Below are 23,396 nucleotides of genomic sequence, written 5' to 3' on the forward strand. Positions count from 1 at the left end.
TCTCGCTGTCGCGATAGCGGATCGTCTCCGGGTCGTGACTCTCCCGGAGGATCTCTCGCTCGCCGATAATCTCTCGCTGGGGGCCACTGTGCATATCGTGTTCCTTCGGTGGAGTGTCTGATAAATTGACTGGGGGGTGATTCCACCCGTTCCACTCGGGGACTCGAGGGGTGTATAGCCGACAACTATCTGCACAGTGGGACTGGTCTTACACTGCCGAGTCTATCCGACTTCTACAGTAATGTAGTCGTCCAATCTGGTCTACAGCGGTCAAAAAGATGAGAAAGGTGCTACGGTGAGGGTGCGTCGTATTCAACGCTCCCGATTTCGACACTTGCGTCAGCGTCGTCAATCGAATCACCGTGTTCTACACTCCCTTGGTAGGCGTAGATCGTGTAGCTATCATCGGACAACACGGCATCAGCGTCGCCGGCTGCAGCTTGACTGCCACTGTCTATCTTTGTCCCGTACACACCGTTTGCACCGGTACTGTTGAGATTAGGGTCGTGGACAGTTATCTCCCCACTCGAGTCAACGAACGCGATCCCGTCGATATTACTACCACCGGCAGTCAACTCGACAGTGATATTTTCAGTTTCGTTCTCACCAATGTCAGCGCTGGCGCTTATGCTCTTGTTCCCTGGATCGCCCATGTCCAGCACGAAGGCGGCAATCACGGCTGCGAGTATCACGGTAATAGCTACCATGAGTATGACCCCTATAACCGGGCTCACAGCCCTCTCTTCCTCATCTCCGACCAATTTTGACTGAAGTTCTTCAGGCATCATTGCTAGGGATCGTACGTGACTTGCCCGAGTTCGACGTTCGCGTCAGCGTCATCGATAGAGCCGTCTTCTTCAACACTCCCTTGGTAAGCGTATACGGTATAATCAGTGGAGCCACTGCCGGATAGGTCACCAGTACCATCACCACTGTCACTGTATGTCCCTGATGCGCCTGTGCTACTCACACTATCGTCATACACAGCGATCTTCCCGTTACTGTTGACAAATGCGATACCATCAACGTTGCTGCCACCGGCGGTCAATTCGACAGTGACATCCGAACCTCCGTTCTCAATGTCAGCGCTGGCGCTTATGCTCTTATTCCCTGGATCGCCCATGTCCAGCACGAAGGCAGCAATTACGGCTGCGAGGATCACGGTAATAGCTACCATAAGTATGACACCTATAACTGGTGACACTGCGCGCTGGTCGTCCGATCCAATCAACTTGTTGCGGATTGTCTTTCCATCCATATTTCAATCACGCATCGGCCCGTGAACGGTAGGAAGGCTTTTTGCGTCCCTCGGCGAACCGAGAGATGCAGCCCGGGGGATTGGGAATCCATCCAGTCGTCCCCGCTTCCTGCCGCCGTCGTCCGATGCACAATATCGACAGGTAACTGGGTACATATATAGGTACCTGATAGTCCGACCAATTGGGCTTTCAAAACTGAGAATCAGCGGCTGCTATCTCGGTTCCAGTGCCCACTTGAAGTAGTTCTATCGGGCGATTCGGACACTGATCGGATATGATGGCAATCATTAACCGATCGGTGTCAAATACTCGAGTATGAACGATCGGCCGGTCCTCGTCACGCCGCCGATGCTTGCCCGGACCTATAGCGGCCGCGCCTACGAAGACCCATGGGACCTCGTAACTGACTACCAGCGTGTCCTCGAGTACACGGGGGAGCATCCGAATGCGAGCCCTGGCGGCGTGGCGTCGGCACTGGATCTCCCGCGCGGTCGCGTCCGGCCGTGGATCGACGACGGAGCGATTCCGCATCCGGTACGGGGCATTCAGACCGCTGAATCGCGTGGGTGGGTGCCGCTGACGGAAATCAGCGAGGTATTCGACCCGATCAACCGGCTTGTCGCATGGGTGTGTTCACGCGGGACGATCAAACCCGAGACCTATGGTCCTTATGTTCGAATCGAATCAAGCGACGATCGCGAGCGCTTCGAATCGCTCGTGACACAGCTCGGACTCGAGGCAAGAGAACACCGAACTGACGACAGTCTCCGCAGCACCGAACTGACGATTCGCGATGACGGGGCCGTGCTTGGTCGGTTGTTGACCTGCCTTGATGCACCGACTGACGATGATACGCGAGCGGTTGCCCCACAGTATCTTATTGACGTCTCTGAGGAGGCCCAACGCGAGTTTGCGCGCGTCTATCTCGAGAATCGGGCAGTCTACTGGGAGTTCAACGACCGCTGGCTGATCGACCACCAGAACCGCTCAGACCGCTACCGCCGGAGTCTGGCCACCTTCTTTCAGACGCTTGGTGCCGAAGCCGACGTTCACGAAGACGCCGTAAGTGTCGATGATTACTTTGTCTCGGAGTTGGGTATCGAACACTAATGCCGACTGATGAGGAGTATCTCGAGGATCTCCGCGACTTTGCCGCTGAGATTGGTGAGACACCGACGCGTTCGCAGATGAACGACGACGGGCCGCACTCGAGTACGCCCTACTACAACCGCTGGGGGTCGTGGAACGACGCACTCGAGGCTGCCGGCTTAGACCCAAATCACGAGTACGTCTCCGATGAGGACCTTCTTTTAGAGTTGCAACGGCTTGCCGACGAGTACGGTCAACCGGTGCTGGTTGAGGATCTTGACGAGCATGGACAGTATGATCCAGCGACATATTTTCGGCGGTTTGAGTCGTGGTTTGCTGCCCGTGAGCAAGCTGGGTTGAATCCCGAGGACATACGTCCAGGCCGGCGGGTCGACGAGGACGATTTACTCGAGGCTGTCCGCGATCTCGCGACCGACCTTGGACGGCCACCATCCCAATCGGAGATGAACGAGCGCGGCGACCGGTCGGTGACGCCGTACCTGCGGCGCTGGGGGACGTGGGACCAAGCGCTCGAGGCCGCGGGGCTTGGAACGCGCGAGTGAACCGTGCGAGTGTAGTGCGCCCGAGGGGGGTAGGCCCCACTATCGATCTGTTCTGTGGCTCGCTCATGCGGTCAGTCGACGGCACTCGAGATGTCGAGGTTCGGACCATAAAATTATATATGAAATATGGTAGGTAACTCGAGTATAGTATTACCGGTGGGTGGTTTCTACACAGTCAGAGAGATGTAACTATCTCCTAAATTATAAGTGGGTGGCTAGCTAGTACGCTAGTGTCCGAGGTGACGCCAGCGCGAAAATCTGGCCGGCTGTTAGAGCAGCCGACCTCGGCTTCGGAGGTATCAGAAGCCATGAGTCAATCTGAGACGCGACCTGATAAGCGTACCGACGACAAACCGACCGAACCTGATCGATTCTACGCGCCCGTGCCCGCCGACTGGATCCGCATGGGACGGGACCAGCACGTGCTCGAGGGCTACGACCGCTTCGTCGCCACGAAACTCTGCTACGAGCGCCGACTCGAGCGCAACCCGTCGGCGATCGGCGGCTACACCGAGCGCAACCGACTGCACGTCCTCTACCGCGACCCCAGCACCGACGAGGCCGCCGAACGGATGTACGACGCCGCCGTGGTCGAGACCGACGCCGACGCACTCGAGGTCAACACCTCCGCAATCGACGGCGACGTGGGCCCGAACGACTGGGGCCGGATCAACTACGACGCCGTCACGCCGACCGACGGCGTCGCCGTGGTTCCGAAGTGTGTCTTCGACGGCGAGCCGCTGAATTTCAAAGCGTCCGTGGCTGTCCGTTCGGACGAACCCCGCATCGGAGACGATCGGTAGGAGGGTTCGATCGATGTTCGATATTTCTTCGCGACCGACCGACGAGCGACAGGACCGGCTCCCGGCGAAAGAGGCCCGATCGATCCGACAGCACTACGATGCTGAGCGCCAGAAGCGACTCCTCGCGGAAGCGCGGGCCGTTGCTGGCCCGGAGGCCGATCGATGACCGAGACGCTCGAGTGCCGCGAGCGGGCGATGCTCCGCGGGATCCCGGTCGGCGTCGGGCAGACGGCGCTGTGTGACGGCTGCGGTCGGACATTGCGGCCGAACGACCGCGTCGAAATCCTCGTCGATGTCGAGGGCACGGTGATCGACTTCGCGACGACGCGCGGGCCCTGTTGCGCTCGCGGCGAGCTGCCGTCCGAGACGACGCGGGACTGCTGGCTCGTGAGCGGCCGACTCGCTACGTCACACGACCACAAGATGCGGTCGGAACTTGTCCTCTCGGGCGCGTCGGTGATCGGCCGGACCGACTAACCGCTCTTACTGATTTTCGGTAATCTCGTCCGTAACCGTTGCATCTGGACCGACCACAACGTCGTACTCGGTCGCGTTCGCGTCGCCATCGATGAGCGAATTCCCTTTGAGGTCGATCCCGTCCCCAGGATCTTCGCCGGGGGCCGGAACGACCGTCACGTCGCCGATTACTTCGCTGCCGTCTTTCAGATTCACCGTCTCGCCCGCGGAGTGGATCTTACCCTCAACCCGCGTATCGGATTTGAGTTGCAGTGTATCACCGGACCCGCCCTCCGCGACAGTCATATCGCCATTGATCTCCGACCCGCCGTCAATACTCGGGACATTTTCCGTCTCGAGTTGGCCGGTCAATTCGCCGCCGTCGATATTGAGCGAGCCACCTTCGTTGAGCTTCACCGTTCCATCAAGATGCCCACTATCGTCGATTATCACGTCAACATCTGTTCGACCACCGTCTTCACCGACGATATCACACTTGAGATTGCCAGTGACCTCAATCTCACCGTCCGCAAGACGCCCTTCGAATTTCTCAGAACACCGTTCATATGTGGGTGAGACGCCACGCAGTTTATAGCTATCCAGTAGCACGCTGTCTCCGACGATTTGTATCACGTCACCGGCTGCGAGCGAACAGCTACCGTCACCGACGGCTGTCACGGCACCCTTCTCAAGTGACCCGCTCCCGCCCCATGACCCACAACCACTACCACCTTTGACCTGAATTCTAGTGTCGCCGGCAGCGAGCGATTGCACGCTCTCCACGCCGATGAGAACCTCTCCGCTCGCCTTCTCTTGGTAGACGAACTCCGCGCGTGGTTGGTGGTCGTACAACCCGCCAGAGAGAAGCGCCGCCGCGAGGACAGCCATGGACATTGTGATAATCCCGACCATGAGGACCATCCCGAGGACGGTCGAGACGGCACGATTGGAGTGATTTAACCGACGAATACTCATTAATCGATATTTCAATTACGATGACTAATACGTTATGCACAGCACTGGAGGACAACAAGCCCATGGTAGAGATTCCATCCGGTCAGGACGACTCCAAGTAGTGCTACCACAATTGGCACTGTAATCCGGGCCCATGCGGGTGAGAGGCGATATACGAGATAGAAGGGACCGAATAGGAGGAGTTTCCACCCGACGATCGCCCACAGCCCATAACTTCCAATTAGCGTTTCAACCAGTGGATTTGCTTCGGTCGCCGGCGTTGTACTGAGAAAGTACACTGTGGTCGCGGTGTCGCCGATCACATAGGAGATCACAGCACAGATCCAGGCTATAGTGTTGATACTCGGTCTTGTCAGGGCTGGCAACCGGGTCAATAGACCACTCCCACCCATATGACGCATATTCGTCAGGATTGAAATAAATCTACGCGAAATCCTATGGTTGACCGAACCCTTTTGGTAGCCCCGCAGCGTAGCCACTCATTGAACCCCGAACCCGGCCAAGGTCCTCGGGGGCTCCCTATTTCGATTCGTTTTCGCCGGCGTCGCGATCGTTGAACTCGAATGCTGCTGTCTCGACAGTGTCGACGAACCAGACCGCACGGCGGAATCGCTCCGAATCGCTCGGCGGGTCGGGGAACCGCCGCCGTAGCATCTCCAGCCGTGGAACGTGGATTTTCGTCGTCACGGATGTCCAGTCGTCGTCTTCGTGGGTTTCGTCAGGTGGGTGGTCGAACGCGAATCCTGCATTCGAGACCGCCGTCACGAACCAGACGGCGCGTCGAAACCGTTCTGAATCGCTTGGTACGTCCGGAAACCGTCTTTGCAGGGTCTCGAGTTCGCTTTCCTTGATCTTTGCTGTGACCGACGTCCAGCTATCATCGTCGCGATCGCCGACGGGCTCGTCGCCCATATCTTCGCCCTCACAGTGCTGGGTCAAAAACTCTACTCGTTCACGAACGCACTCTCTCGCCAACCCCGTCTGCCGGAGACTTCTCGAGAATGTTCATGACTTTCTGAGACTGTTGTAAGCGGTAGTTTCTTGTATTCGGGACTAGTCGTTATTGGTAAGAACGAACTTACTCGTGTCCGCTACCCGTTTCCGATAACTGGGTTCTCCCGGTGCTCCGGATTCGGGGTGCGCCGTGAGGCGTTACGACAGACACGGGTATCGACTTTTCAACCATGAGCATCACACACACCCAAGAGCCGTCAGTACAGCGTTCAGAACGCCCGACGCTCGAGTGCGAGCCAGCGGAAGTCTACGAGGAGTATGTCGCCGACGACCATACGATCTGCTCGCGCTGTTTCCGCGTTCAGTTCGCCCTACGGACGGTCGCAATCCCGGTCCGCTACGCGGAGGACGGCGAGTACGGGTTCGACGCGCTCGAGGAGGCCGATGTCGGCCAGGAGACGGTGCTGTGCCAGACCCAAGAACGAACGGCGGCCGTCGAGACGGTCCATCCGCCCCGCGTCGAGGGTCCGCTATACGATCCCGACGCCGAGGATCCGACGGCTAAATTCGATGTTCCTCTCGAGCGCAAGCGCGCGAACCCACCCGAAAAGATCGTCTGTCGCTGCGGCGCGATCGATCAGGAGGAAGGCCGCGCTCCGCTTGGGAAACAGGAGGCCGCCGAACACGCCCTCCGCATCGCGAACCGTCTTGAGGAAGCCGAGATTCCGCACAAGCGCGATCTCCTCGCGAAGAAAGTCCTCGAGTGGAAGTCTGAGCCTGAGTTGGCTTCGCGTGACGAGGATCTATTCGAACACGCGACGCGAGTTGCTGTTGGCCGGGCACTCGGCGAACGGCCGGCCGGGATTCGGTTCGACGATGGAAGCGTCGTTGTGGATAACTGAGGCCTGATTTTCCAATGTTCAACACCAACCCCGACCCCGACGAGCAACGGCTGTCCCGTCCCCAACTGTACGCGATGATCGCCGCCCTCGCGATCGCGGCTGCACTCGCGTTCGCCGCGACGGCACTCATTGGCGGCCCGCTGGCCGGACTGGCGATCGCGGTGGTACTGGCTGGACTGCTCGTCCGCCGACACGGACGGGCCATGTGGCAGGCGCGCCCTCGAGTGACGGACCTATCTACGACATCTACCGGTGGTCAACAGACGGTCGCTATATTTTTCGTCTTGGTTTTGGTCGTAAGTCTGCCAGCGATGTCTCTCGCTGGCGGGTTTGAGACTGCAACTGCAACCTCAACTACAACGATCCAATCTAGCGACAATGAGACGGTTAAATCGCCAACTCTCAGGTGGGGCTTCGAAGGGGATGCAATTGACGATGAACAGGGCGTCCCGTTTAACCCGTCAAACTCTGAGTACATCTCGTCAAATATCTCGCCTACTGCGATTTTCCTCGGATCAGCACAGTCTAACGGTGTAACAAACTCCGGTACATTCGATGACCGTGCTGGAACTCTTTCCTTTTGGTTCCGAACAACCAGCAACGGGAAAATAGTTGATGCAACTGACTCGAATGGGTATGGATATGAGTTAACAATCGAGTCGAATACCGAATTCCACGTTAAGCGGACGGATTCAAGTGGCACTTCTGACTTTTGGACGGGAGATACTGGTGACCTAACAACAGGCGAGTGGCACCACGCTGTTGTTGCACTAAACACGGACGGGAATGATGCCGCAGCCGTCTATATTGACGGTGTACAAGAAGCGTCGACTGGGGGTGGTTCAAATGATTATTCGTACAACCGAGAGATTGAACTCACACCTTCGACGTCTGCTGACATTGATGAATTCCGCCTCTATGATGAGACACTTAGCGGTAGTCAGGCAGATACACTCTACACCGATCCAACGATCGGATATAAAAAGGAGCAAATTGCTGGGCAAGTAACGACCTGCCCCGTCGATAACCCGACCTGCGAGAACCCGTCGCCAACTCCAAACGGGACGATCGTCGAAGCCGTCGGTGTTCGCGAATCGAACCTCGATCCCGACCAGGGCCAGACCCTCAAGGAACGGGCCGAGGAGATCCGATCGGAAGTCGAGTCCATCGACTACGATTCATTCAATTACGACCCGGATCTCGATGTCGAGTCGACGATCTCGGACGGGAAGGTACCCGTCGTCAACACGGAAGACGACTGGGCTGGGAGTGCAGGGACGCTCCGCTATACGGACAATCCGCATCTGGGGACGCCGCGGTTGCAAGCGCCGGCCGACGAGAGGTTCTACATCCATTTGCGGGAACCGAGTGGCAACCGCATTCAGGACAACGCTGACGAGGACCTGGCCGGCGTCACGACCTCAGGCACGATCGTCATCGAACAACTGAGCTACGACAGCGATGTCGTCGACCGGCAAACCGTCGAGACAAGCGAACAACTCTGCCTTGGCGTCAGCGTCGGGAAGAAATGTCACGAGGCCGCAGGCGTTAGTCTCTCGCCGGGCTTCTACCGCATCTACCCAGAAGGCCAGCCGGCGAACGGCTACCCGATTTCAGTTGGTGACCCCCAACAACAGATCCAAACGATCACTAGCGACCTCGAGGACCGCGCCGGACAACTCACGCAGCGCGGCGAACGAATCGTCGAGCTCGCAACGCAGGAGAAAATCGTCCGTAAAACCACTTCGACCTACTCCAAGAACGGGACCGCCGGGAAGTTCAACCTCAGTGTTCCGAAAGACGTGAACACGCTGCAGGTCCAGGCCTACACCCCGGCAGCGGAGGACATGAACATCACCGATGTCGAAAACGCCTCGTTCGAGGACCTGCAGCAAATCGCGAACCTCGAGACCTACAACGAGTCGTTCTACATCACGCCCGCGCCCGAGAGCGTGGACGTACCCGCCAACGAGACGTCGATCCGCGCTGTCGAAGTCAACTCGATCCCGTTCCAAGGCATCGACAAATCGCTGAACAAGTCCGAGTGGCTTCGCAACCTCCTCGAGAACGAGACGTACGCGGATATCGCTTCGGACTACCTCGAGCCGCCCAGCGAGATGAACAGCACGGAGATCGAGGATCTGCACTCCGAACTCTCGGATCTTGCAGACGAAAACGAAAACCTCCGCGAGCGGTTGACTGACCGGGAGGATATCAACGTCACCCTCGATCCCGACCAGAACACGGACAAACTCAAAGCCGAAATCGAGGCGCTGCGACAGGAGATTACACAGATTGAGGGCGGTCTCAACACGGGTGATCCCGAGACCGACATTGGCGATGGCACCGTCGACGCGACGATTCCCTTCGACGGTGACCTCGCACCCGACGGCGCGTCGGTCGTCGCGAACAACGTCCAGACCGGCGAGACGACTACTGTCTCCGAGGAATACTGGTCGGTCAACAAGCGGACGGGACGCTCGGACCAACTCGTTATCGAGGACTTCCCGATCGACGCTGACACCGCCCAGATCGCCTTCGGAATCACCGCCTCGAGCGAGGACGGCCAGAACATCGCCGACACGCAGGTTCCGATTACAAACCCGGCCTTTAGCGGCAACGCGCTTGCGCTGCAGGCGATCGACGTGACGACGGTGATGCCCGGTCCGAGCGAGTCGGTGACGGTCGAACCGACCGTCGGGAGTGACAGCGTCGGCATCGAGTCGGTCAACGCGACCGTTCGGGGCCCGGACGGCGAGCGACCGACGACCAACCCCGCCGCCGACGAAGTCCGCTTCGAGACCAACGGCGCGGGTAGCTACCAGATCCAACTGACGATTACGGATGCGAACGGCCAGCAGTGGAGTGAAACCGTCAGCATCCAAGCCATCGAGGAGACGGTCTCGCAGGACCCCAGCATCCGCGCTATTGACGGCTTTACCGGCCCGCTCGCGCTGGCCGGCGACGGTCTCGAGGGCGGCAGCGTCGACACCTCCGGCTCGGAGCTCGAAGTCGCGGCGATCTCGCCGCGAGACAACATCCCCTCGAGCCTGCACGTCTACGCGGAGGGAATCAGCAACAATCATCAGGACATCACGGTCAACCTGCTCAAAGAGACCGGCGAGGGCGAGCCCGAACAGGCCCGGCGGAACGCCAAGGTGTTCGTCCACGTGACCGAGTTGCCCAAGGATACGGTCGCGTACCGCGAGGGCAACCAACCCCTCGGGATCGGTTCGGACACCGCCTACGGCGGTGCACATCCCTCGGACCGTGGTGACGCCCACGTGATCAAAACCCACACCAGCGACGACGGATCGGTCACGATCGAGGTTCACAAGGATCCCGGGTTCTTCACGTCGGCGTTCTACGACGTCCAGACGACCGTTCCGATCCTCCTCCCGCGGCCGTCGGCGTTGAGTCCGCTGGCGACCGTCGGGTCGGCGGTCCTGCCGATTCTCGAGGTCGCGGTTGATCTGGTTGCGACGCTGGCGTCGCTGGTCGCCGAGCCCGCGACCACGGTCACCATCGACGCGCCGGTCGATGGACTGGCCGCCGCCCATGGAGGTACTATCTCAGCATGACACGAACACGCACACGTACGATCCTGACGCTAACGCTGGTCGTTTTGCTCGCCAACCCGCTGCTGGCCGCCCCGGCGGCTGCCCAGTCGCTCTCGCTCGGCGGCTCGAGCGGCCCACTCTCACCGGCGGCCGCCGACGCAGTCGACTGGTTCGGCTACTTGCCCCACGAGGATGCCGTCCGGTACGGCGACGGCGGCGACAAGGTCGGCGTCTTCGTCGAGACTGGTAGCGCCGAGGATCTCGAGTCACTCCAGAACTGGGCCAACGGGACGCCGGCAACGGTCCTCGAGACCGACGGCGGCCGGAACACGGCTCTGCTGGCGGTCCAACCGAAGCAGATCAAGTACTCGCTGACCGAACCCGAGAAGCTCCCGATGTGGGGCGACAGCGGGCAACCGCTGGCCGCCTTGAACTACGTCGAGCGCGTCGATCTCGAACTTGAGGTCAGCAACGTCGAGCCGGTCCGCAACCTCGAGTCGGCCGATAGCGTCGATGTCGAGCCGCCCGGCGCGACGGCGGCGACGGTCTTCAACGACGGCACGTTCGGCGAGGGAATGGCCTACGACGGCGACAGTCCGGAGACGTTCATCCGCGACGTGCGCCCCTACGTCGGCGCGGACGCGGTCGGCCAGAATGGCTCCGGTGTCAACGTGGCCGTGATCGACAGCGGCGTCAACATCGGTGACGGCCGGGTGTTCGGCAACGGGTCGATCGGCTCTGAGGTTCGCGTCGGCGACGGCTACGACTTCGTCGAGGACGAGCCGATCACCGCCGCCAACGGCTACGAGAACGTGTCCGATCCGAACGGGCACGGCTCGTGGGTCGGATCGGCCGCGGTCGGGGTTGACGGGATGGCTCCCGGCGCGACGCTCATGCCGTACCGTGCGCTCGACTCGGAGGGCTCCGGATCGACCTCGGACATCGTCAGGTCCGTCCGCCGGGCTGATCGGCAGGGTGCGGACATCCTGGTGATGAGCCTCGGGTCGCCAGTCTGGAACGACCAGCTCGCCACCGAACTCGAGCACGCCCTCTCGGAGGAGGGGAACGTGACCGCGGCGTTCGTCGCTGCGGGCAACAGCTACCAGACCGGTGTCGCCCGGTGGACGGCGTCGCCGAGCGACATCCCGGAAGTGATCGGCGTCCAATCGACCGACGCCGCGCCGCCTGCAAACGCGACCAAGAGCTACTACGGCAACGTCGGGCCAGACACGGGCGGCGACCTCAGTACCGGCGAATCGCGTGGTGTGACGCCGGATACCGCGGCTCCGGGCCAGAACCTGACCGCGCCAACCTTCACCGACTCCGGTACCTACCGGAACACGACGCTGTCGGGCACGTCGATGGCCGCGCCGGTCGCCGGCGGCGTCGGGGCACTCGCCCTCGAGGCCAACCCCGCGCTCGAGGGCGACGCCGAGACGTTCCACGACCGAGTTATCGAGAGCGGCGCTGCGACGCCGAACCTCGGGACGACTGAGTCCGAGGGCGGCATGATCGACGCCGATCGACTAGTCGCGGGCAACACGACCGAGCCCGCACCTGAGCGGGATCTGAACGCGGCCGCGTCCGGGCGAGACACGGCGAACAACGCACTCTCGGCCCAGCCCGGCTTCCTCAAGGCGAGTAGCCGGTTCTTCGGGGACGCTGCTGAGGCAGTCGGCGTCTAAGGAGGGTTCTCACTCATGTCCACAGAGACAGACGGCGACGAGCCCGTGGTCGGTCGTCGGGAGGTGCTTCGCGGCGGGGCCGCGGCCGTGACGAGCATCGTCGGAACGCTCTCGCTGACCGGCGTCGCCGCGGCGAGTCACGCCGACTCAAAACCCAACTCGGTGACACTGACCTACGATGAGGGCGTCCTCCGACAGTACCGCCCGATGCTGGATCTGCAGGACGTGACCTATTCGAACCGCCCAACACTACGGGGCTGGGTCGCGAGTTCGTCCGACGAGGACACGACCGTCCTCGTCTACGCTTGCGAGTACGCCAAGCAGGAGTCGTCGTGGTACGGCTTCACGTTTGACCTGACCTCGCATTCGGGCGATCACGAGTGGATCTACGTCGTCGTCGACGACGCCTCGGGCGAGATCGTCGAGACCGACTACACGGCCTACCACTGGTTGCGCGGGCGCGAAACGGCCCCGACGATCTACGAGGACAGCGACGGACCGCATCCGGTCTACCGCGTCGACGGGAACTTTCACCACTACTATCCCATCGGCGCGACCGAGGGCGAACTTCTCGAGGTCGAGTCGCTTGGCGATCCTGAGACCCAGAGCGGCGGCGTGTACTCGTGGCTCGACAACGGGATGGAGGAAGACCTCCGTCGCGGCGCGGTCCATAATCCATGGCTCATGGTCGGCTCGTCGGGCTACTCCGACTGGTGGACCCGACAGGGCCTCTCGTGGAAGAACCAGTTCCTGACTACGATGTACGCGGCCGGTGTCGCCGGTGCGGAGACGGCCGATCGAGGGGACATCTGACCATGACTCGAACGACGATTCGGTGGGCCTCCGGAGGGATTCCACCGCCGCCGACTGTCCCACCCCCGACCTTGCCTCCAGTCCCGCCCGACGACCCCTACCCGGGACACCGCGAGCCTCGCTCGCTAACCGACCCATCCTCAACACGACACTACAACAATGAGACCCATCTCAACGCGGCTTTTCGCGTGCCTGATCGCCCTGCTCGTCGTTACCAGCGGTTCGATCGCGCTGGCCGGCACTGCGGTCGCCGACCCGACAAGCACCGGCGATCTGGCAACTGACGGCACCGACACGATTACCGACTACAACGCGTCCGCGGACCGTAACCACACGGTCACCTACGACACGGATCTGAGTGCCGACACGAAAGACGACTTCGACGAGTTGTCGCTCGAGATTCGCAACGACGGCCACACCTACGCCAGCTACTCCTCGGCTGACGCCGAGGTCGTCTCCGGCAGCAGTGACGGCACGACGACCCTCGAGGTCCAGTTCACGGTCAACCACGCGGACCTCGAGAAGCTCCCCGGTGACGCCAATCAGGTCACGAACACGACCTACAACTTCACCGAGCGTGAGACCGGCGTCGACGAGGGCAACGGCACCTCCTACGACACGACCGTCGGCTACGAGTTCGCCGACGATCACGCCGTCCGGACGATTCACTCCGACGACTCCTCGCTCGTGGACGACCTCGAGGTCGCAGACAGCAGCGACGATGACGGCTGGTTCGGCGGCTTCTCGGTGTCGTCGCTGAACCCGTTCTCGAGTAGTGCTGCGTCCTCGGCGACGATCGAGGACGACGTGGGGATCAACGGCTCCCAGACCGACGTCCACGTCTACAGCGAATCCGACAACGTGACCTCAGCCTTCGACGATCAGCTCGAGGACGCTGACGACAGCGAGCGCGTCGGGATGCTCATGACCTCGAACGTTGACGACGGCATCGTCTACGTCTTCGCCAACGAGCCCGGCGAGAAGATCGGCGGCGAGAACGTCTCCGACTCCGACAGCTACATCGTCGCGAACGAGGGCGGCGAGTACATGGTCAACATGGGCGACGACTACGAGGGCCAGGACACGGCCTCCCTCGAACTGGTCGCTGGACAGGACGTGAGCGCCGACGCACTCCAGAGTGATCTGGGGTACGGGATGCTCCAGGCCTACGGGCTTGATTTCGGCTCGCTCTCGAGCAGCCTCGGCGACCTGATCCCGCTGTCGCTCGGCGGCGGTGCGGCTGGCGCGTCGCTGGCCGGGGTCGCGTTCGTCGCCTCGCGGAAGCAGTTCGGCGCATAGAGACGACACCTATCCAGGATATCGACTTTTTGCAGACGCGCTCGCGCTGGTGTGTTACGACGGTTCGAATCCGTCGGCGAGCCCTTATGGCACGCGCACAGCCAAAACCCGATAGCTCCGACGCCGCTGATCCCGAGCGCCCGAACGCGGCCACGCGGGCGCTCGCTAGTTCTCCATCGGACTGCTGTGACGAACCGACGAGACTCGAGACTCTCGATAAGGCCAAACAGCAGTTCGATATCGAACTCCGAAAGCGCCTCGAGGCAACCGGCTACGACGGCGACGAGATCGTAGCGGTCTGCCCCGACTGCAAGAACGCGGTGGCGCTCATCTGCAGGTGATCTCGATGGCCACGAGTGAGAACGCGCTGGCCTTCGAGTCCCAGCTGGCCGAGATGGGCGTCGAGATCACCAACCCCGGCCCAGAGGCGACCCTCGAGCGTCGGTACGAGCCGTTCATCGGTCGCAATTCCGAACCGTTCGAAACCGTCCGCGACGCGCTCGACCGCGAGACGCGCCTGCGACTCCGGCCGCCCGGCCCGTGGGAGGTCCGCGAGGACACGCCGCGTACTCGGTCATGGGCCCTCCCGCGACTCGGACACGAGGTTCGGCTGACCACCGACGGGACGCTCGACGACTGGACGCTGACCGTCGACGGCGACGTAGAACTCGAGGACGCGTCGCGACTCGAGGCATTCAAAGCTGCCAAGGACCGGATCGAGGAGATCGCCGACACCATTTCGGAGGGAAAACGACAATGACACGATCAGACTCACACCGACGACAGTTCTTACAGCGTGCCGGCGGGGTTGCACTGACGGCGACCGGCGCGAGTGCCTTCGCAACGACGGCCAGCGCCCAGTCTGACACTGATACCGAGACCGAGAGCCCGCCGCAGGGGATCCTGGCCAACGGCGTCGCCGGCGGCGGGATCGACCAAAGCGTCTTCATGACCTCGTTTCTGGGCTCGATGCTACCGGCCACGAGCCCGACGCCAGCGGCGAAGACGCTCGCCGATCGGATGCGAAACGAGTTCACGGCCAACAGCGACCACTGGGTCGACTACGGCAACTGGCTCATCTCGACCCGCGACGATGTCGAACCCTTGGGGACGGTCACACTCGGGCTCGACGTCGTCGTGAGCCGGTTCATGTGGGTCGAGGACGAACGGGTCGAGACGACGATTCGAGCCGAGTACGACGACAAAGCCGGCCAGTACACTGACCTCGGCTGGTGGATCGAAACGCCTGAGAATCCGGACTATCAGGCCGAGATCCGGGACAAAGCCGCGCGGAACGCGGCGGACGAACTGCAGGAGTTCCGGCGGAAGTTCATCGATACCGAGGACGGCGACGACCACCGGATTCCCGACAAGCAGTACCGGTCCGATATCGCCGGGCGGTACGCCTCGTACCTCCGGTTCGGGCCGGACTCGAAACACATCCTCGAGTTGCTCGTCGGCGAGATCGACAACACCAGTCAGTGACCATGCTCGGAAACGACGACGGACGGAAACGAGATCGCAACGGGCGGTTCTCGAAGTACGACAGCCGAAAGCAGGCTGAACGTGGCAAGCGCGCCCACGAAAACTGGCTGCAGACCAAGTTCCGACGGTTCAGATCGTTCCTCGGCGGACTGATCCCTGGGCGAGGCCGCAACCGTTCGGGTCCGCGAAAATAACGGAGATTCTCATGATCCATCACCTACACGAAACGACCGATAGCACCGCGACCGACCGTACAGTCAAACGCGAGGTGGCTGCCTGATGGGCCTTTCCGGGATCATCGACAGCATTCTCGACTCCACCGAGTCGGTAGCCGATACGACTGCGGAGGCTGCCGACTCGAAGTTCCGAGCGATCACGCGGGTCGCGATTGCGTTGATCGCCGTGATCGCGTTCCTGATCGTGTACGCACTCGATGCGACGATGGCGGTAGGGATTCTCGTTCTCCTCATCGTAGCGGCGTACCTGCTCGATTACCGTCCCGGCAGCAGCGGCGACTCGTCGGGGCCACGGCAATAGAGGTGAGACGATGCCAGATAGGACACAGCCAACCGATAGCGCCCGGTCAACGGCGTCGCGAGTACTGGCCGTCATGGTGACGGTCACGATCGTCTCGAGTCTCCTGTTGTCGGGCTTCGTGGCCGCCCAAGACAGCACGCAGGACAGCGAGTGTACGGAGGTCGTCCACGACGGCTACCTGACTGACGAATCCTATGCAACGGCCTACAACAACGGCTCGACGATCGAATCGACGACGGATAACGTCTACACGTCGATCGAACAGACGGACGCGTTCGTCCGCCTCGACGCCGAGAACCCCAACGCCTACTGCGTGAACATGACCGTCAAAGTCCATCCCGATATCATCCCGCCCGCCGATGTCGGCGAGCTGTCGGCGACCGACGATAACACGACGTCGACATGGCGGAACACTCACGATTTCGACACCGACCAGTCCTACACCGAGATCACGTTCGAACTCGAGCCCGAGTCGTCGGTGACGTTCGCGCCGAACAAGATCCGGATCAAGACCCTCTCGTGGGCTGACCAAAGCGGTTCCGGCGGCTTCCTCGATCGGATTCCGGTCCCGTTCAGCGGTGACGGCGACCTCGAGCAGCGATCCTACACGATCGACTCGGCGAACGGGTCGATCCAGACGGTCCCGCTCGAGAACGCAGACGGCCAGTCCGTTGACGACTGGCAGGCCGTCTACCGGATCGGCGACGGCCAGTGGCGGCCGATCTCGACCGATAGCGAGGGTCCGGCTTTCTACCGGGTAATCGACAACGAGACGGCCGTCCAGTTCCATTTCGACACGGACGAGTACGCCGAGGGCCGCGTCGAGGTCAAGTTCACTGCGAACCCCACCCAGATCGACAAACTCCGGTACGACCTGCGGTCGTACTCCGCGAGTTGGTCCGACCTGTTCAACTTCAACCTCGGGTTGCCGTCGCTCGTTGCCCCGACGGCCCCGGCCGCGGAGGTGATCCGATGAAACTCTCGCAGTGGATCACGGTGATCGCGGTGGCGCTCGTACTGGGCGCAAGTCTTCTCAACCCCGGTGGCGGGATCATCGCCCTCATTATCGCGGGTGTGATCCTCGTAGTCTACGCACTGGGCGAGTTCCTCCCCGAGTACATCCTCGTGACGAACCAAGGGAAAAACGCCCGCAAGGACAAACAACGCCGGCGACGGGCCCGCGGTCTCAACCCGTTCAGTCGGTCCTCGAAGCGGAAGCGAGACGCTCGAGAGACGAACACCCAGTCGTCGACCGACGGTGGTCGCGATGAGTGAGCTGGCCGTCGTCGGCGTCGTCTCGGTCGGCAGTCTCCTCATCGCCTGGATGCTGAGCGTTCGCTACCAGAACGAATCCCGAGCCCTCGAGAGCGCCGTTCGCATCCCGTTCAACCTGGCGTGGATGCTCGCGGCGTTTTTCATGATCCTCGGAGGCTACTGGAAGTCGGGGGCCTTCCTCCTGAGCCTCTGGGGCTATTTCTTCTTCTCGAACGCCAAACGGGTTCGAGAGGACGACCTCACGTCCAGCCCGAGCGGATGGCGACAAAAAGCCGCCAACTGGTCGCCCTACGACCGTTCTGGCTGACGATTTTCGTTTGGTCGCCGATTATAAATCCAGACACACCTATGACATGACGAGACATCAATCACTAACGACCGGCAGAGTCACCACGAACAACGAGGCGATCCAACTCTATCTCGGCGTCCGATTCTCCCGTGCGCCACGCAACCCGCTCCGGGGCGCGACCGAGTACGGCGCGCTGTGTGATTCGGATGTCGTCGTCGTGTTTCCGGCTGACCAACCCCCGACGTTTCCGTTCGAGGTGACGCTTCCCGACCCGATCGACGAACACGACCTGCAACACGCACTTACGAATCCATGAGTACCCACCCAGACCGACCCACGAGCGACAGCTCACCACAATCCGACCAGCAGCGATCCGAACTCTCGGAACTCCGGCGATCCCTCTCGATCAAACAGGACTACGTCCGCGACGAGGACCCCGAGCTATTCGAGGAGATCGGCACGTTCCTGCAGGTCTCCGCGACGCTCCACGATGGGAGCGTCGCCTCGAGAGTCCAATCGAAACTCCGAGAGCTGAAACGCGGCAACAAGATGCGGGCCCATCGGAACGTCGACGACCCGGAGGACGCCTTCGCGGACGACTGCGACGGTTGTGAGCATTACGGCGTCAACTGCCCGATGCTCAATCGATACTCGGTAACGAAGACGATCTCCCGAGTTATCGAGGAAGCTGAGAGCGACGACGAGGTGATAGAGAAGCTGACCGACATCGCCATCGAGAACAACTGCCACGTCGTCCTCGATGAACTCGACGACTGTCAGGACTCCTACGCCGAACTGCTCGAGCGTGGCTACGAACTCAAAACGCGAGCGGTCGAAGCGATCTCGGGGTCCGCCGACGGGAGCGGAAGCGAGACGGGCGTGACGGCGACGTTCGATGAACCGTCGCCCGAAGACGAACGCCGCGTCGAGGAGACGATCGAACACGTCATGAGCGACGAGGAGGACGACCAATGAACTTCGACCTCGTTTCGGCCGCGATCGGCGCGGTGGTGTTCCTGCTCACACTGTTCGTCGTCTACAAACTCGCCATGGCAGTGACCTCGCTGGGTGACGACGAACACGACACCGAGAGTACACAGGATCGGCTTACGATGGAGGACAGGGCACGCCATCGGCGGGTCGGCTTCCGGCGTCGCGTGGGCCGCCAGACGATGACGATGAAGGTATTCCTCGGGGCCGTTGGCATCCTGCTCGTCTACTTCGCGATCGCCATCTATCAGGTTGCCCAAACTGGCAGTCCCGCTGAGGCGGCCTACGCTGGCTACGTCCAGTACGGCGTGGCCTTCTTGATCCTCGTCGGCGCTGGCGTCGTTTTCAAGGCGAAACAGGATTCGAAAGCGGGCGAAGTCCAGATTATGAAAGAGCAGACGGGGGGTAACAGCCGGCGAACGGTCAAGTTCGACCTCCGACTCGCCCACGACACTGATAACGACACGACGCTGGTCCCGCAACTCAAGTCGAATCCGTTCCTCGGGCTGTTCTGGCGGCCGTTGCTGGTGGCCGACGACCCGGAACTCCGGGACTCCGATCATCGCCTCCCCGACGACCTCGTGTTTTGGGAGGTGCCGGACGACGAGTCGGCCGTCTGGGGTGATCGCGGCGAAGACGCAACTGTCCGGGCAAAGCGAGTCCGAACGGTCCATAACCCCGACCGCGCGGCTGACTACGAAATCGTCCCGTCGGAGCGCAAATCTCAATCGGAGATCAACGACCTCGAGAATGATATCAACGAACTCGAGGCGGAACTTCGTGCTGAGCGGATCCAGAACGGTATCCTCTCGGAGAAGATCACCGATATCGAGAACATCCTGACGAACGAGGAGTACGACAGTCTCCACCGGGTCAAGCAGGCTCAAGACGCATTAGAGGACGAGAAAGACGACCACCAGCAACAGTACGACGAGCAACAGCCCGCCAGCGGGAACGGCCGCGGGCAGCCCGCTCCGCAGCACAACTGAGTTCTCACCTGATCCATGTTCGATAATCCATCCAATCGAGGAGCCACTCGGCTCGCGACCTTGTGTATCGCCCTGGTCCTCGCCGGCGCTGTCTTCGGCGCGATCACGCCGGCAGCAGCCGCGACCGGGACTCAAGCAGACAACGCGACCAACACGTCTTCCCCGTCGACGACGCCGTCACAGGCCGATCTCGTCCGTATCACGCCGGACAATCCGGACGAGGACTACCTCTCGGTACAGACCGAAACGACCGACGAGGTCTACAACACGACGGGGCCGTACGCGACGTTCACGCTCTCGGAACCCGTCGAATCGGCCCGCGTCCAACAGTCGAAGGCTGACGCGCGGGTCCTTGGAGGCGGGCGCGTCGTCCGCATCGCGTACGAGGACGATGCGGCCGGCAAGAACGCCTCGCTGTACACTGCCGAGTTGTTCTTCCCCGACGGCTCGCAACGCTCGATCGACCTCTACGCGACTCAGACCGGCGTATCCGTCGCGGCTGGCGATCTTGAGCAGTACGAGGGGTTCATCGACTACACACTCGAGCAGGCCGGGTCCGAGGGATACGATCAGACGCCCGAGGGCGCACGCAGCTACCTCGAGACGAAAGAGGAACGAGCCAACCTGTTCGACTCGCTGTTCACGGAACACGTCATGATGTTCATCTCGCTGCTGTTTGCAGCAGCGCGGAACTTCGTGACGTGGGTGGTCGCTGTGGCGATCATCGCCGGGGTCGCGTTCTACTTCGAACGCAAGCACGGCTGGATCCTCCGACTCCAGCAGAAAGCCGAGAGTCGAGGTGAACTGATCCGCGAGGCCGTCCGCCAGACGTACGAAGAACGGCGGAACACGGCCGCCAAGCACCCGCTCGAGGACGTAACAGAGATCGGTCCGAATGCGGCCCGCTACTGGCGAGAGACCGGCGTCGAGACGGTCAACGACATGGTCGAAATGACCTGCAAAGGCGTCGTCGCGCTCACTGAGGATGGGAACGTCAAGTACGACGAGAACGGCGACGTGGTCTACGCCCATCACGGGGTTGACGACCTCATGGACGTTGACCCGCTGACCCTCGAGCAACTCCGATCGGAGACGTGGCTCGCGCCGGTGATCTACGAGGGCCGACTCACCCCGACGACTGCCCTCTCGAATATCGAATCGGCCCTGATGGTCGCCGAGAAGGACTACAACCGCGGGAACGAGGTTCGTGACGCCCGGCGGAAAGTCTCCGAGTTAAACAAACGACTTGCCGGCCGGCGTGACTTCGAGAACCGGGAGACGTCGTCGAACGCACCGCGTCACGACCAACAGACCGACTTCACCGGTACCGCTGCAGGAGGTGACTGACTACGATGTCGCTCTCACTACTTGATGAGGCCGATCCGGAAACAGAGGACTCGCCCTCGATACTGACTCGGATCTCGAACCTCATTCTTGGGGACCCGCGAAAGGCTCCACGGCGGATCCTTACGCTGCTGGTGTTCCTTTTGTTCGGGATCATCTCGCTCGGCGTCTGGTTGCTACTTAACTCGCAGATCGACACCTCCGGGTCGTCCGCCCCGATCGTCGGTCCGGCGCTGTCGATCCTGACCAGCGTTTGGACCATCCCGGTGGTGACGCTGTGGTTCACCCGTCAGTGGGTGTTGTTCAACCGCAGCCGGAAAGCGAAGAAGGCCGCAGATGTCACCGGCTGGACCGTCGAGACAATCGTCCGCCTCCGCGAAGAGATCAAAACGACCGACGGCTGTACGCGGATCATCGCTTCGACCGGCGAGTCCCAAGCCGAGATCGAGGATCGAATCGACGCCGGCCTCGACGGCGAGTACGACGACGACACCGTCGATTTCTGGGCTGAACGCGCTACTGACGACTCGAAGAAAGCTGCGGAGTCTGAGGCGGCCAGCGAAGACGCGGCGGCGAGTATCTGGGACGAACTCGAAGACGATGCCGACGACGAGCCCGACCGTATCGAGGAGTTACGAGCCCGCGAACGTGACCTGACCAAGGAGTACAACCGCAAGGCCGAGCGGATCGAGGAGGTACTCGAATCGGCCCTCGAGGGCGAGATTGACCCGGTGAAGGTGCTGGAAGCGGACGACCGGGCGTCGTTCTACGAGCTGGTAGACGACGAATCTCAGGACCTCATCGACGAGGCCGACGCCCTCCTCGAGGAGTGCGACCGAATCGACCAAGAACTCGAGGAGATCCGGACGGAACTCGAGACGCTACTCGAACAGGAACTCGAGACCGCTGCGGTCGTTGACGACCTCGCGGAAGGGTTCGAAGCCGCGGCCGCCCTCGATGACGCACTCTACGAGGAAGGCTACAACCGAGCGGACTGGTTCGGCGAAAACCAGCCGACCGAAGACCGATCGCTCCGCTCCCGAATCCGCGGGATTCCGGGCTGGCTCATGTCGGCCCCCAGTCGGCTGTACGGCGCGGTTTCGTCGGACAGTGGCTCGAGTGCCAACGCCGATACCGCCCGTGATCACCAAGTCCCGTGGCGGGTTCGGTTCCTTGAGGAGGCTAAGCACCTTTGGCTCGACCTCCAGAGTGGGTTCCGAACCGGTGCTGCCGCCATCAAGTTCGGCGTCCCGGCGCTGGTTGCGTTCGTCCTGCAGTTGTTCCTCGTCGGGCTGTGGACGACGCTGCCGGTCTACGGGCTCATCCTGGCGACGAGTACGCTCGTCGGCCTCGCGTCGTTCTGGATCGTCAAGCGCCGCCGCCAGCGCCGCCTCCGACGCTACCGGCGCAACTCGACCGAGGAGTACTGGTACGACTGTGCTGGCCAGTTCAAAACCGTCCAGACGGCCGACGTGACGGCCTACATGGCGTTCATCGGTGGCCGCCGCTACGCCGCCTACGATCGCGAGGAGTTCACCCGGAAGACGAGCCGAGTGATGTACCAGCATATCTCGGATGAACCCATTGCGCCCTCGAACCTGCAACACTACGCGCGGTGTCTCGAGCAGATGCAGCCGAACCTCAAGGGCCACCGGGAGAACGTCCTGAAACCGGGGATCATGACTGACCTTGAGCAGACGGTCCGGGATTCGGAGGACGAACTGATCCCGAAAGCGGAACTCGCGTGGTCGGTGATCGAACAGCCGACGACCTCGCGGATCGAACGCCGACTCGGACACGACCCCGAACTCGTCGCCAGCGAGTACAAGTCCCTCGTCGACGATCTCCACGTCCTCGACGAACACGAGGTCGAGTTCTTGGACGCGAACGGAGAGACGCAGTCGATCACACTCGTCTTCCCGTCGGACAAGAACCGGCTCCCGGATATCTCGGAACGACACTCGCAGTTTTCCGACCGCTTTACCGACAAGAAAGGCGACCCGGTCTACGAGATGCCCGCAGTCGATCCGCGGGACGGTCTTCAGGGCTTCATCCCGACACCCCGCGAGGCGGCGCTGCTCGGTGGGATGGATCCGGGAGAGGTCGCGACTGCAGGAGGTGACTGATTC

At 61.5% G+C, this 23,396-nt stretch carries 27 protein-coding genes and 1 pseudogene; 23 read left to right on the plus strand and 5 right to left on the minus strand.

Annotation, left to right across the window (positions count from 1 at the left end):
- Nucleotides 1-290: 290 nt before the first annotated feature.
- Both A6E15_RS19515 and A6E15_RS19520 read right to left on the minus strand, forming a co-directional pair.
- A complete protein-coding gene (locus tag A6E15_RS19515) occupies nucleotides 291-788 on the minus strand; it encodes a type IV pilin (protein ID WP_076148787.1) in 498 nt (165 codons plus the stop codon).
- Nucleotides 789-790: 2 nt separating this feature from the next.
- Complete coding sequence (locus tag A6E15_RS19520; RefSeq protein WP_076148788.1) at nucleotides 791-1,258, minus strand: type IV pilin; 468 nt, start codon at nucleotides 1,256-1,258, stop codon at nucleotides 791-793.
- A 316-nt stretch (nucleotides 1,259-1,574) separates the two neighbouring features.
- Here A6E15_RS19520 and A6E15_RS19525 point away from each other — a divergent pair, with 316 nt between their 5' ends.
- The 5 genes from A6E15_RS19525 (at nucleotide 1,575) to A6E15_RS19540 (ending at nucleotide 4,191) form a co-directional block, all read left to right on the plus strand.
- Entirely contained in the window at nucleotides 1,575-2,369 is a 795-nt protein-coding gene (locus tag A6E15_RS19525) for a hypothetical protein (protein WP_076148789.1), read from the plus strand.
- Nucleotides 2,369-2,911, plus strand: coding sequence for a homing endonuclease associated repeat-containing protein (locus tag A6E15_RS19530; protein WP_076148790.1), 543 nt, complete (start codon nucleotides 2,369-2,371; stop codon nucleotides 2,909-2,911). Before A6E15_RS19525 ends, A6E15_RS19530 begins: the two co-directional genes overlap by 1 nt.
- Nucleotides 2,912-3,219: 308 nt before the next feature.
- On the plus strand, nucleotides 3,220-3,714 hold the full coding sequence (locus tag A6E15_RS19535) for a hypothetical protein (protein ID WP_076148791.1): 495 nt from the start codon (nucleotides 3,220-3,222) through the stop codon (nucleotides 3,712-3,714).
- A 13-nt stretch (nucleotides 3,715-3,727) separates the two neighbouring features.
- Nucleotides 3,728-3,880, plus strand: coding sequence for a hypothetical protein (locus tag A6E15_RS21180; RefSeq protein ID WP_175607305.1), 153 nt, complete (start codon nucleotides 3,728-3,730; stop codon nucleotides 3,878-3,880).
- Nucleotides 3,877-4,191 (plus strand): hypothetical protein, encoded by a 315-nt coding sequence (locus A6E15_RS19540; protein ID WP_076148792.1) that lies wholly within the window; start codon nucleotides 3,877-3,879, stop codon nucleotides 4,189-4,191. The genes A6E15_RS21180 and A6E15_RS19540 overlap by 4 nt, the downstream gene beginning before the upstream one ends.
- A gap of 6 nt (nucleotides 4,192-4,197) precedes the next feature.
- Here A6E15_RS19540 and A6E15_RS19545 read toward each other — a convergent pair whose 3' ends face one another.
- From A6E15_RS19545 to A6E15_RS19555, 3 genes are all read right to left on the minus strand, one after another.
- Nucleotides 4,198-5,145, minus strand: a complete 948-nt coding sequence (locus A6E15_RS19545) for a type IV pilin (RefSeq protein ID WP_076148793.1) — start codon at nucleotides 5,143-5,145, stop codon at nucleotides 4,198-4,200.
- Nucleotides 5,146-5,177: 32 nt separating this feature from the next.
- Nucleotides 5,178-5,537 (minus strand): DUF5658 family protein, encoded by a 360-nt coding sequence (locus A6E15_RS20640; protein WP_139326661.1) that lies wholly within the window; start codon nucleotides 5,535-5,537, stop codon nucleotides 5,178-5,180.
- A 127-nt stretch (nucleotides 5,538-5,664) separates the two neighbouring features.
- Nucleotides 5,665-6,057, minus strand: coding sequence for a hypothetical protein (locus tag A6E15_RS19555; protein WP_076148794.1), 393 nt, complete (start codon nucleotides 6,055-6,057; stop codon nucleotides 5,665-5,667).
- A gap of 272 nt (nucleotides 6,058-6,329) precedes the next feature.
- Between A6E15_RS19555 and A6E15_RS19560 the strand changes: the two genes are divergently transcribed.
- The 18 genes and pseudogenes from A6E15_RS19560 (at nucleotide 6,330) to A6E15_RS19645 (ending at nucleotide 23,393) form a co-directional block, all read left to right on the plus strand.
- Nucleotides 6,330-7,001, plus strand: a complete 672-nt coding sequence (locus A6E15_RS19560; protein ID WP_076148795.1) for a hypothetical protein — start codon at nucleotides 6,330-6,332, stop codon at nucleotides 6,999-7,001.
- Nucleotides 7,002-7,312: 311 nt separating this feature from the next.
- A pseudogene (locus A6E15_RS22005) lies at nucleotides 7,313-7,933 on the plus strand (LamG domain-containing protein); the annotation flags it as partial.
- A 423-nt stretch (nucleotides 7,934-8,356) separates the two neighbouring features.
- The gene (locus tag A6E15_RS19565) at nucleotides 8,357-10,582 is read left to right on the plus strand and encodes a hypothetical protein (RefSeq protein WP_245800694.1); all 2,226 of its coding nucleotides are present in this window, start codon (nucleotides 8,357-8,359) and stop codon (nucleotides 10,580-10,582) included.
- Nucleotides 10,579-12,246, plus strand: a complete 1,668-nt coding sequence (locus tag A6E15_RS19570) for a S8 family peptidase (RefSeq protein ID WP_084177446.1) — start codon at nucleotides 10,579-10,581, stop codon at nucleotides 12,244-12,246. Before A6E15_RS19565 ends, A6E15_RS19570 begins: the two co-directional genes overlap by 4 nt.
- A gap of 15 nt (nucleotides 12,247-12,261) precedes the next feature.
- Nucleotides 12,262-13,059, plus strand: coding sequence for a hypothetical protein (locus A6E15_RS19575; protein ID WP_076148798.1), 798 nt, complete (start codon nucleotides 12,262-12,264; stop codon nucleotides 13,057-13,059).
- 159 nt (nucleotides 13,060-13,218) lie between these two features.
- The gene (locus A6E15_RS19580; protein WP_076148799.1) at nucleotides 13,219-14,358 is read left to right on the plus strand and encodes a hypothetical protein; all 1,140 of its coding nucleotides are present in this window, start codon (nucleotides 13,219-13,221) and stop codon (nucleotides 14,356-14,358) included.
- 86 nt (nucleotides 14,359-14,444) lie between these two features.
- Nucleotides 14,445-14,699 (plus strand): hypothetical protein, encoded by a 255-nt coding sequence (locus A6E15_RS19585; protein ID WP_076148800.1) that lies wholly within the window; start codon nucleotides 14,445-14,447, stop codon nucleotides 14,697-14,699.
- A gap of 5 nt (nucleotides 14,700-14,704) precedes the next feature.
- Nucleotides 14,705-15,118, plus strand: a complete 414-nt coding sequence (locus A6E15_RS19590; RefSeq protein WP_076148873.1) for a hypothetical protein — start codon at nucleotides 14,705-14,707, stop codon at nucleotides 15,116-15,118.
- Complete coding sequence (locus A6E15_RS21615; protein ID WP_245800697.1) at nucleotides 15,115-15,843, plus strand: hypothetical protein; 729 nt, start codon at nucleotides 15,115-15,117, stop codon at nucleotides 15,841-15,843. Before A6E15_RS19590 ends, A6E15_RS21615 begins: the two co-directional genes overlap by 4 nt.
- A 279-nt stretch (nucleotides 15,844-16,122) precedes the next feature.
- Nucleotides 16,123-16,380, plus strand: coding sequence for a hypothetical protein (locus tag A6E15_RS19605; RefSeq protein WP_076148802.1), 258 nt, complete (start codon nucleotides 16,123-16,125; stop codon nucleotides 16,378-16,380).
- A gap of 73 nt (nucleotides 16,381-16,453) precedes the next feature.
- Nucleotides 16,454-17,356: a hypothetical protein gene (locus tag A6E15_RS19610; RefSeq protein ID WP_076148803.1), complete on the plus strand. Its 903-nt coding sequence runs from the start codon at nucleotides 16,454-16,456 to the stop codon at nucleotides 17,354-17,356.
- Nucleotides 17,353-17,655 (plus strand): hypothetical protein, encoded by a 303-nt coding sequence (locus tag A6E15_RS19615; protein WP_076148804.1) that lies wholly within the window; start codon nucleotides 17,353-17,355, stop codon nucleotides 17,653-17,655. The genes A6E15_RS19610 and A6E15_RS19615 overlap by 4 nt, the downstream gene beginning before the upstream one ends.
- Nucleotides 17,648-17,962, plus strand: coding sequence for a hypothetical protein (locus tag A6E15_RS19620; protein ID WP_076148805.1), 315 nt, complete (start codon nucleotides 17,648-17,650; stop codon nucleotides 17,960-17,962). The genes A6E15_RS19615 and A6E15_RS19620 overlap by 8 nt, the downstream gene beginning before the upstream one ends.
- A 46-nt stretch (nucleotides 17,963-18,008) precedes the next feature.
- On the plus strand, nucleotides 18,009-18,260 hold the full coding sequence (locus A6E15_RS19625) for a hypothetical protein (protein ID WP_076148806.1): 252 nt from the start codon (nucleotides 18,009-18,011) through the stop codon (nucleotides 18,258-18,260).
- Nucleotides 18,257-18,919, plus strand: a complete 663-nt coding sequence (locus A6E15_RS19630; RefSeq protein WP_076148807.1) for a hypothetical protein — start codon at nucleotides 18,257-18,259, stop codon at nucleotides 18,917-18,919. Before A6E15_RS19625 ends, A6E15_RS19630 begins: the two co-directional genes overlap by 4 nt.
- Nucleotides 18,916-19,923 (plus strand): hypothetical protein, encoded by a 1,008-nt coding sequence (locus A6E15_RS19635; protein ID WP_076148808.1) that lies wholly within the window; start codon nucleotides 18,916-18,918, stop codon nucleotides 19,921-19,923. Before A6E15_RS19630 ends, A6E15_RS19635 begins: the two co-directional genes overlap by 4 nt.
- Before the next feature lie 15 nt (nucleotides 19,924-19,938).
- Complete coding sequence (locus A6E15_RS19640; protein ID WP_175607307.1) at nucleotides 19,939-21,270, plus strand: hypothetical protein; 1,332 nt, start codon at nucleotides 19,939-19,941, stop codon at nucleotides 21,268-21,270.
- Nucleotides 21,271-21,275: 5 nt separating this feature from the next.
- Nucleotides 21,276-23,393 (plus strand): hypothetical protein, encoded by a 2,118-nt coding sequence (locus tag A6E15_RS19645; RefSeq protein ID WP_076148809.1) that lies wholly within the window; start codon nucleotides 21,276-21,278, stop codon nucleotides 23,391-23,393.
- Nucleotides 23,394-23,396: the final 3 nt, after the last annotated feature.

The organism is Natrinema saccharevitans, assembly GCF_001953745.1.
GTDB lineage: Archaea > Halobacteriota > Halobacteria > Halobacteriales > Natrialbaceae > Natrinema > Natrinema saccharevitans.

Excerpts from the sequence above, each read along its gene's own strand:
- A6E15_RS19515 (WP_076148787.1), bottom strand. The coding sequence starts at position 788 with ATGATGCCTGAAGAACTTCAGTCAAAATTGGTCGGAGATGAGGAAGAG.
- A6E15_RS19520 (WP_076148788.1), bottom strand. The coding sequence starts at position 1,258 with ATGGATGGAAAGACAATCCGCAACAAGTTGATTGGATCGGACGACCAG.
- A6E15_RS19525 (WP_076148789.1), top strand. The coding sequence starts at position 1,575 with ATGAACGATCGGCCGGTCCTCGTCACGCCGCCGATGCTTGCCCGGACC.
- A6E15_RS19530 (WP_076148790.1), top strand. The coding sequence starts at position 2,369 with ATGCCGACTGATGAGGAGTATCTCGAGGATCTCCGCGACTTTGCCGCT.
- A6E15_RS19535 (WP_076148791.1), top strand. The coding sequence starts at position 3,220 with ATGAGTCAATCTGAGACGCGACCTGATAAGCGTACCGACGACAAACCG.
- A6E15_RS21180 (WP_175607305.1), top strand. The coding sequence starts at position 3,728 with ATGTTCGATATTTCTTCGCGACCGACCGACGAGCGACAGGACCGGCTC.
- A6E15_RS19540 (WP_076148792.1), top strand. The coding sequence starts at position 3,877 with ATGACCGAGACGCTCGAGTGCCGCGAGCGGGCGATGCTCCGCGGGATC.
- A6E15_RS19545 (WP_076148793.1), bottom strand. The coding sequence starts at position 5,145 with ATGAGTATTCGTCGGTTAAATCACTCCAATCGTGCCGTCTCGACCGTC.
- A6E15_RS20640 (WP_139326661.1), bottom strand. The coding sequence starts at position 5,537 with ATGGGTGGGAGTGGTCTATTGACCCGGTTGCCAGCCCTGACAAGACCG.
- A6E15_RS19555 (WP_076148794.1), bottom strand. The coding sequence starts at position 6,057 with ATGGGCGACGAGCCCGTCGGCGATCGCGACGATGATAGCTGGACGTCG.
- A6E15_RS19560 (WP_076148795.1), top strand. The coding sequence starts at position 6,330 with ATGAGCATCACACACACCCAAGAGCCGTCAGTACAGCGTTCAGAACGC.
- A6E15_RS19570 (WP_084177446.1), top strand. The coding sequence starts at position 10,579 with ATGACACGAACACGCACACGTACGATCCTGACGCTAACGCTGGTCGTT.
- A6E15_RS19575 (WP_076148798.1), top strand. The coding sequence starts at position 12,262 with ATGTCCACAGAGACAGACGGCGACGAGCCCGTGGTCGGTCGTCGGGAG.
- A6E15_RS19580 (WP_076148799.1), top strand. The coding sequence starts at position 13,219 with ATGAGACCCATCTCAACGCGGCTTTTCGCGTGCCTGATCGCCCTGCTC.
- A6E15_RS19585 (WP_076148800.1), top strand. The coding sequence starts at position 14,445 with ATGGCACGCGCACAGCCAAAACCCGATAGCTCCGACGCCGCTGATCCC.
- A6E15_RS19590 (WP_076148873.1), top strand. The coding sequence starts at position 14,705 with ATGGCCACGAGTGAGAACGCGCTGGCCTTCGAGTCCCAGCTGGCCGAG.
- A6E15_RS21615 (WP_245800697.1), top strand. The coding sequence starts at position 15,115 with ATGACACGATCAGACTCACACCGACGACAGTTCTTACAGCGTGCCGGC.
- A6E15_RS19605 (WP_076148802.1), top strand. The coding sequence starts at position 16,123 with ATGGGCCTTTCCGGGATCATCGACAGCATTCTCGACTCCACCGAGTCG.
- A6E15_RS19610 (WP_076148803.1), top strand. The coding sequence starts at position 16,454 with ATGGTGACGGTCACGATCGTCTCGAGTCTCCTGTTGTCGGGCTTCGTG.
- A6E15_RS19615 (WP_076148804.1), top strand. The coding sequence starts at position 17,353 with ATGAAACTCTCGCAGTGGATCACGGTGATCGCGGTGGCGCTCGTACTG.
- A6E15_RS19620 (WP_076148805.1), top strand. The coding sequence starts at position 17,648 with ATGAGTGAGCTGGCCGTCGTCGGCGTCGTCTCGGTCGGCAGTCTCCTC.
- A6E15_RS19625 (WP_076148806.1), top strand. The coding sequence starts at position 18,009 with ATGACGAGACATCAATCACTAACGACCGGCAGAGTCACCACGAACAAC.
- A6E15_RS19630 (WP_076148807.1), top strand. The coding sequence starts at position 18,257 with ATGAGTACCCACCCAGACCGACCCACGAGCGACAGCTCACCACAATCC.
- A6E15_RS19635 (WP_076148808.1), top strand. The coding sequence starts at position 18,916 with ATGAACTTCGACCTCGTTTCGGCCGCGATCGGCGCGGTGGTGTTCCTG.
- A6E15_RS19640 (WP_175607307.1), top strand. The coding sequence starts at position 19,939 with ATGTTCGATAATCCATCCAATCGAGGAGCCACTCGGCTCGCGACCTTG.
- A6E15_RS19645 (WP_076148809.1), top strand. The coding sequence starts at position 21,276 with ATGTCGCTCTCACTACTTGATGAGGCCGATCCGGAAACAGAGGACTCG.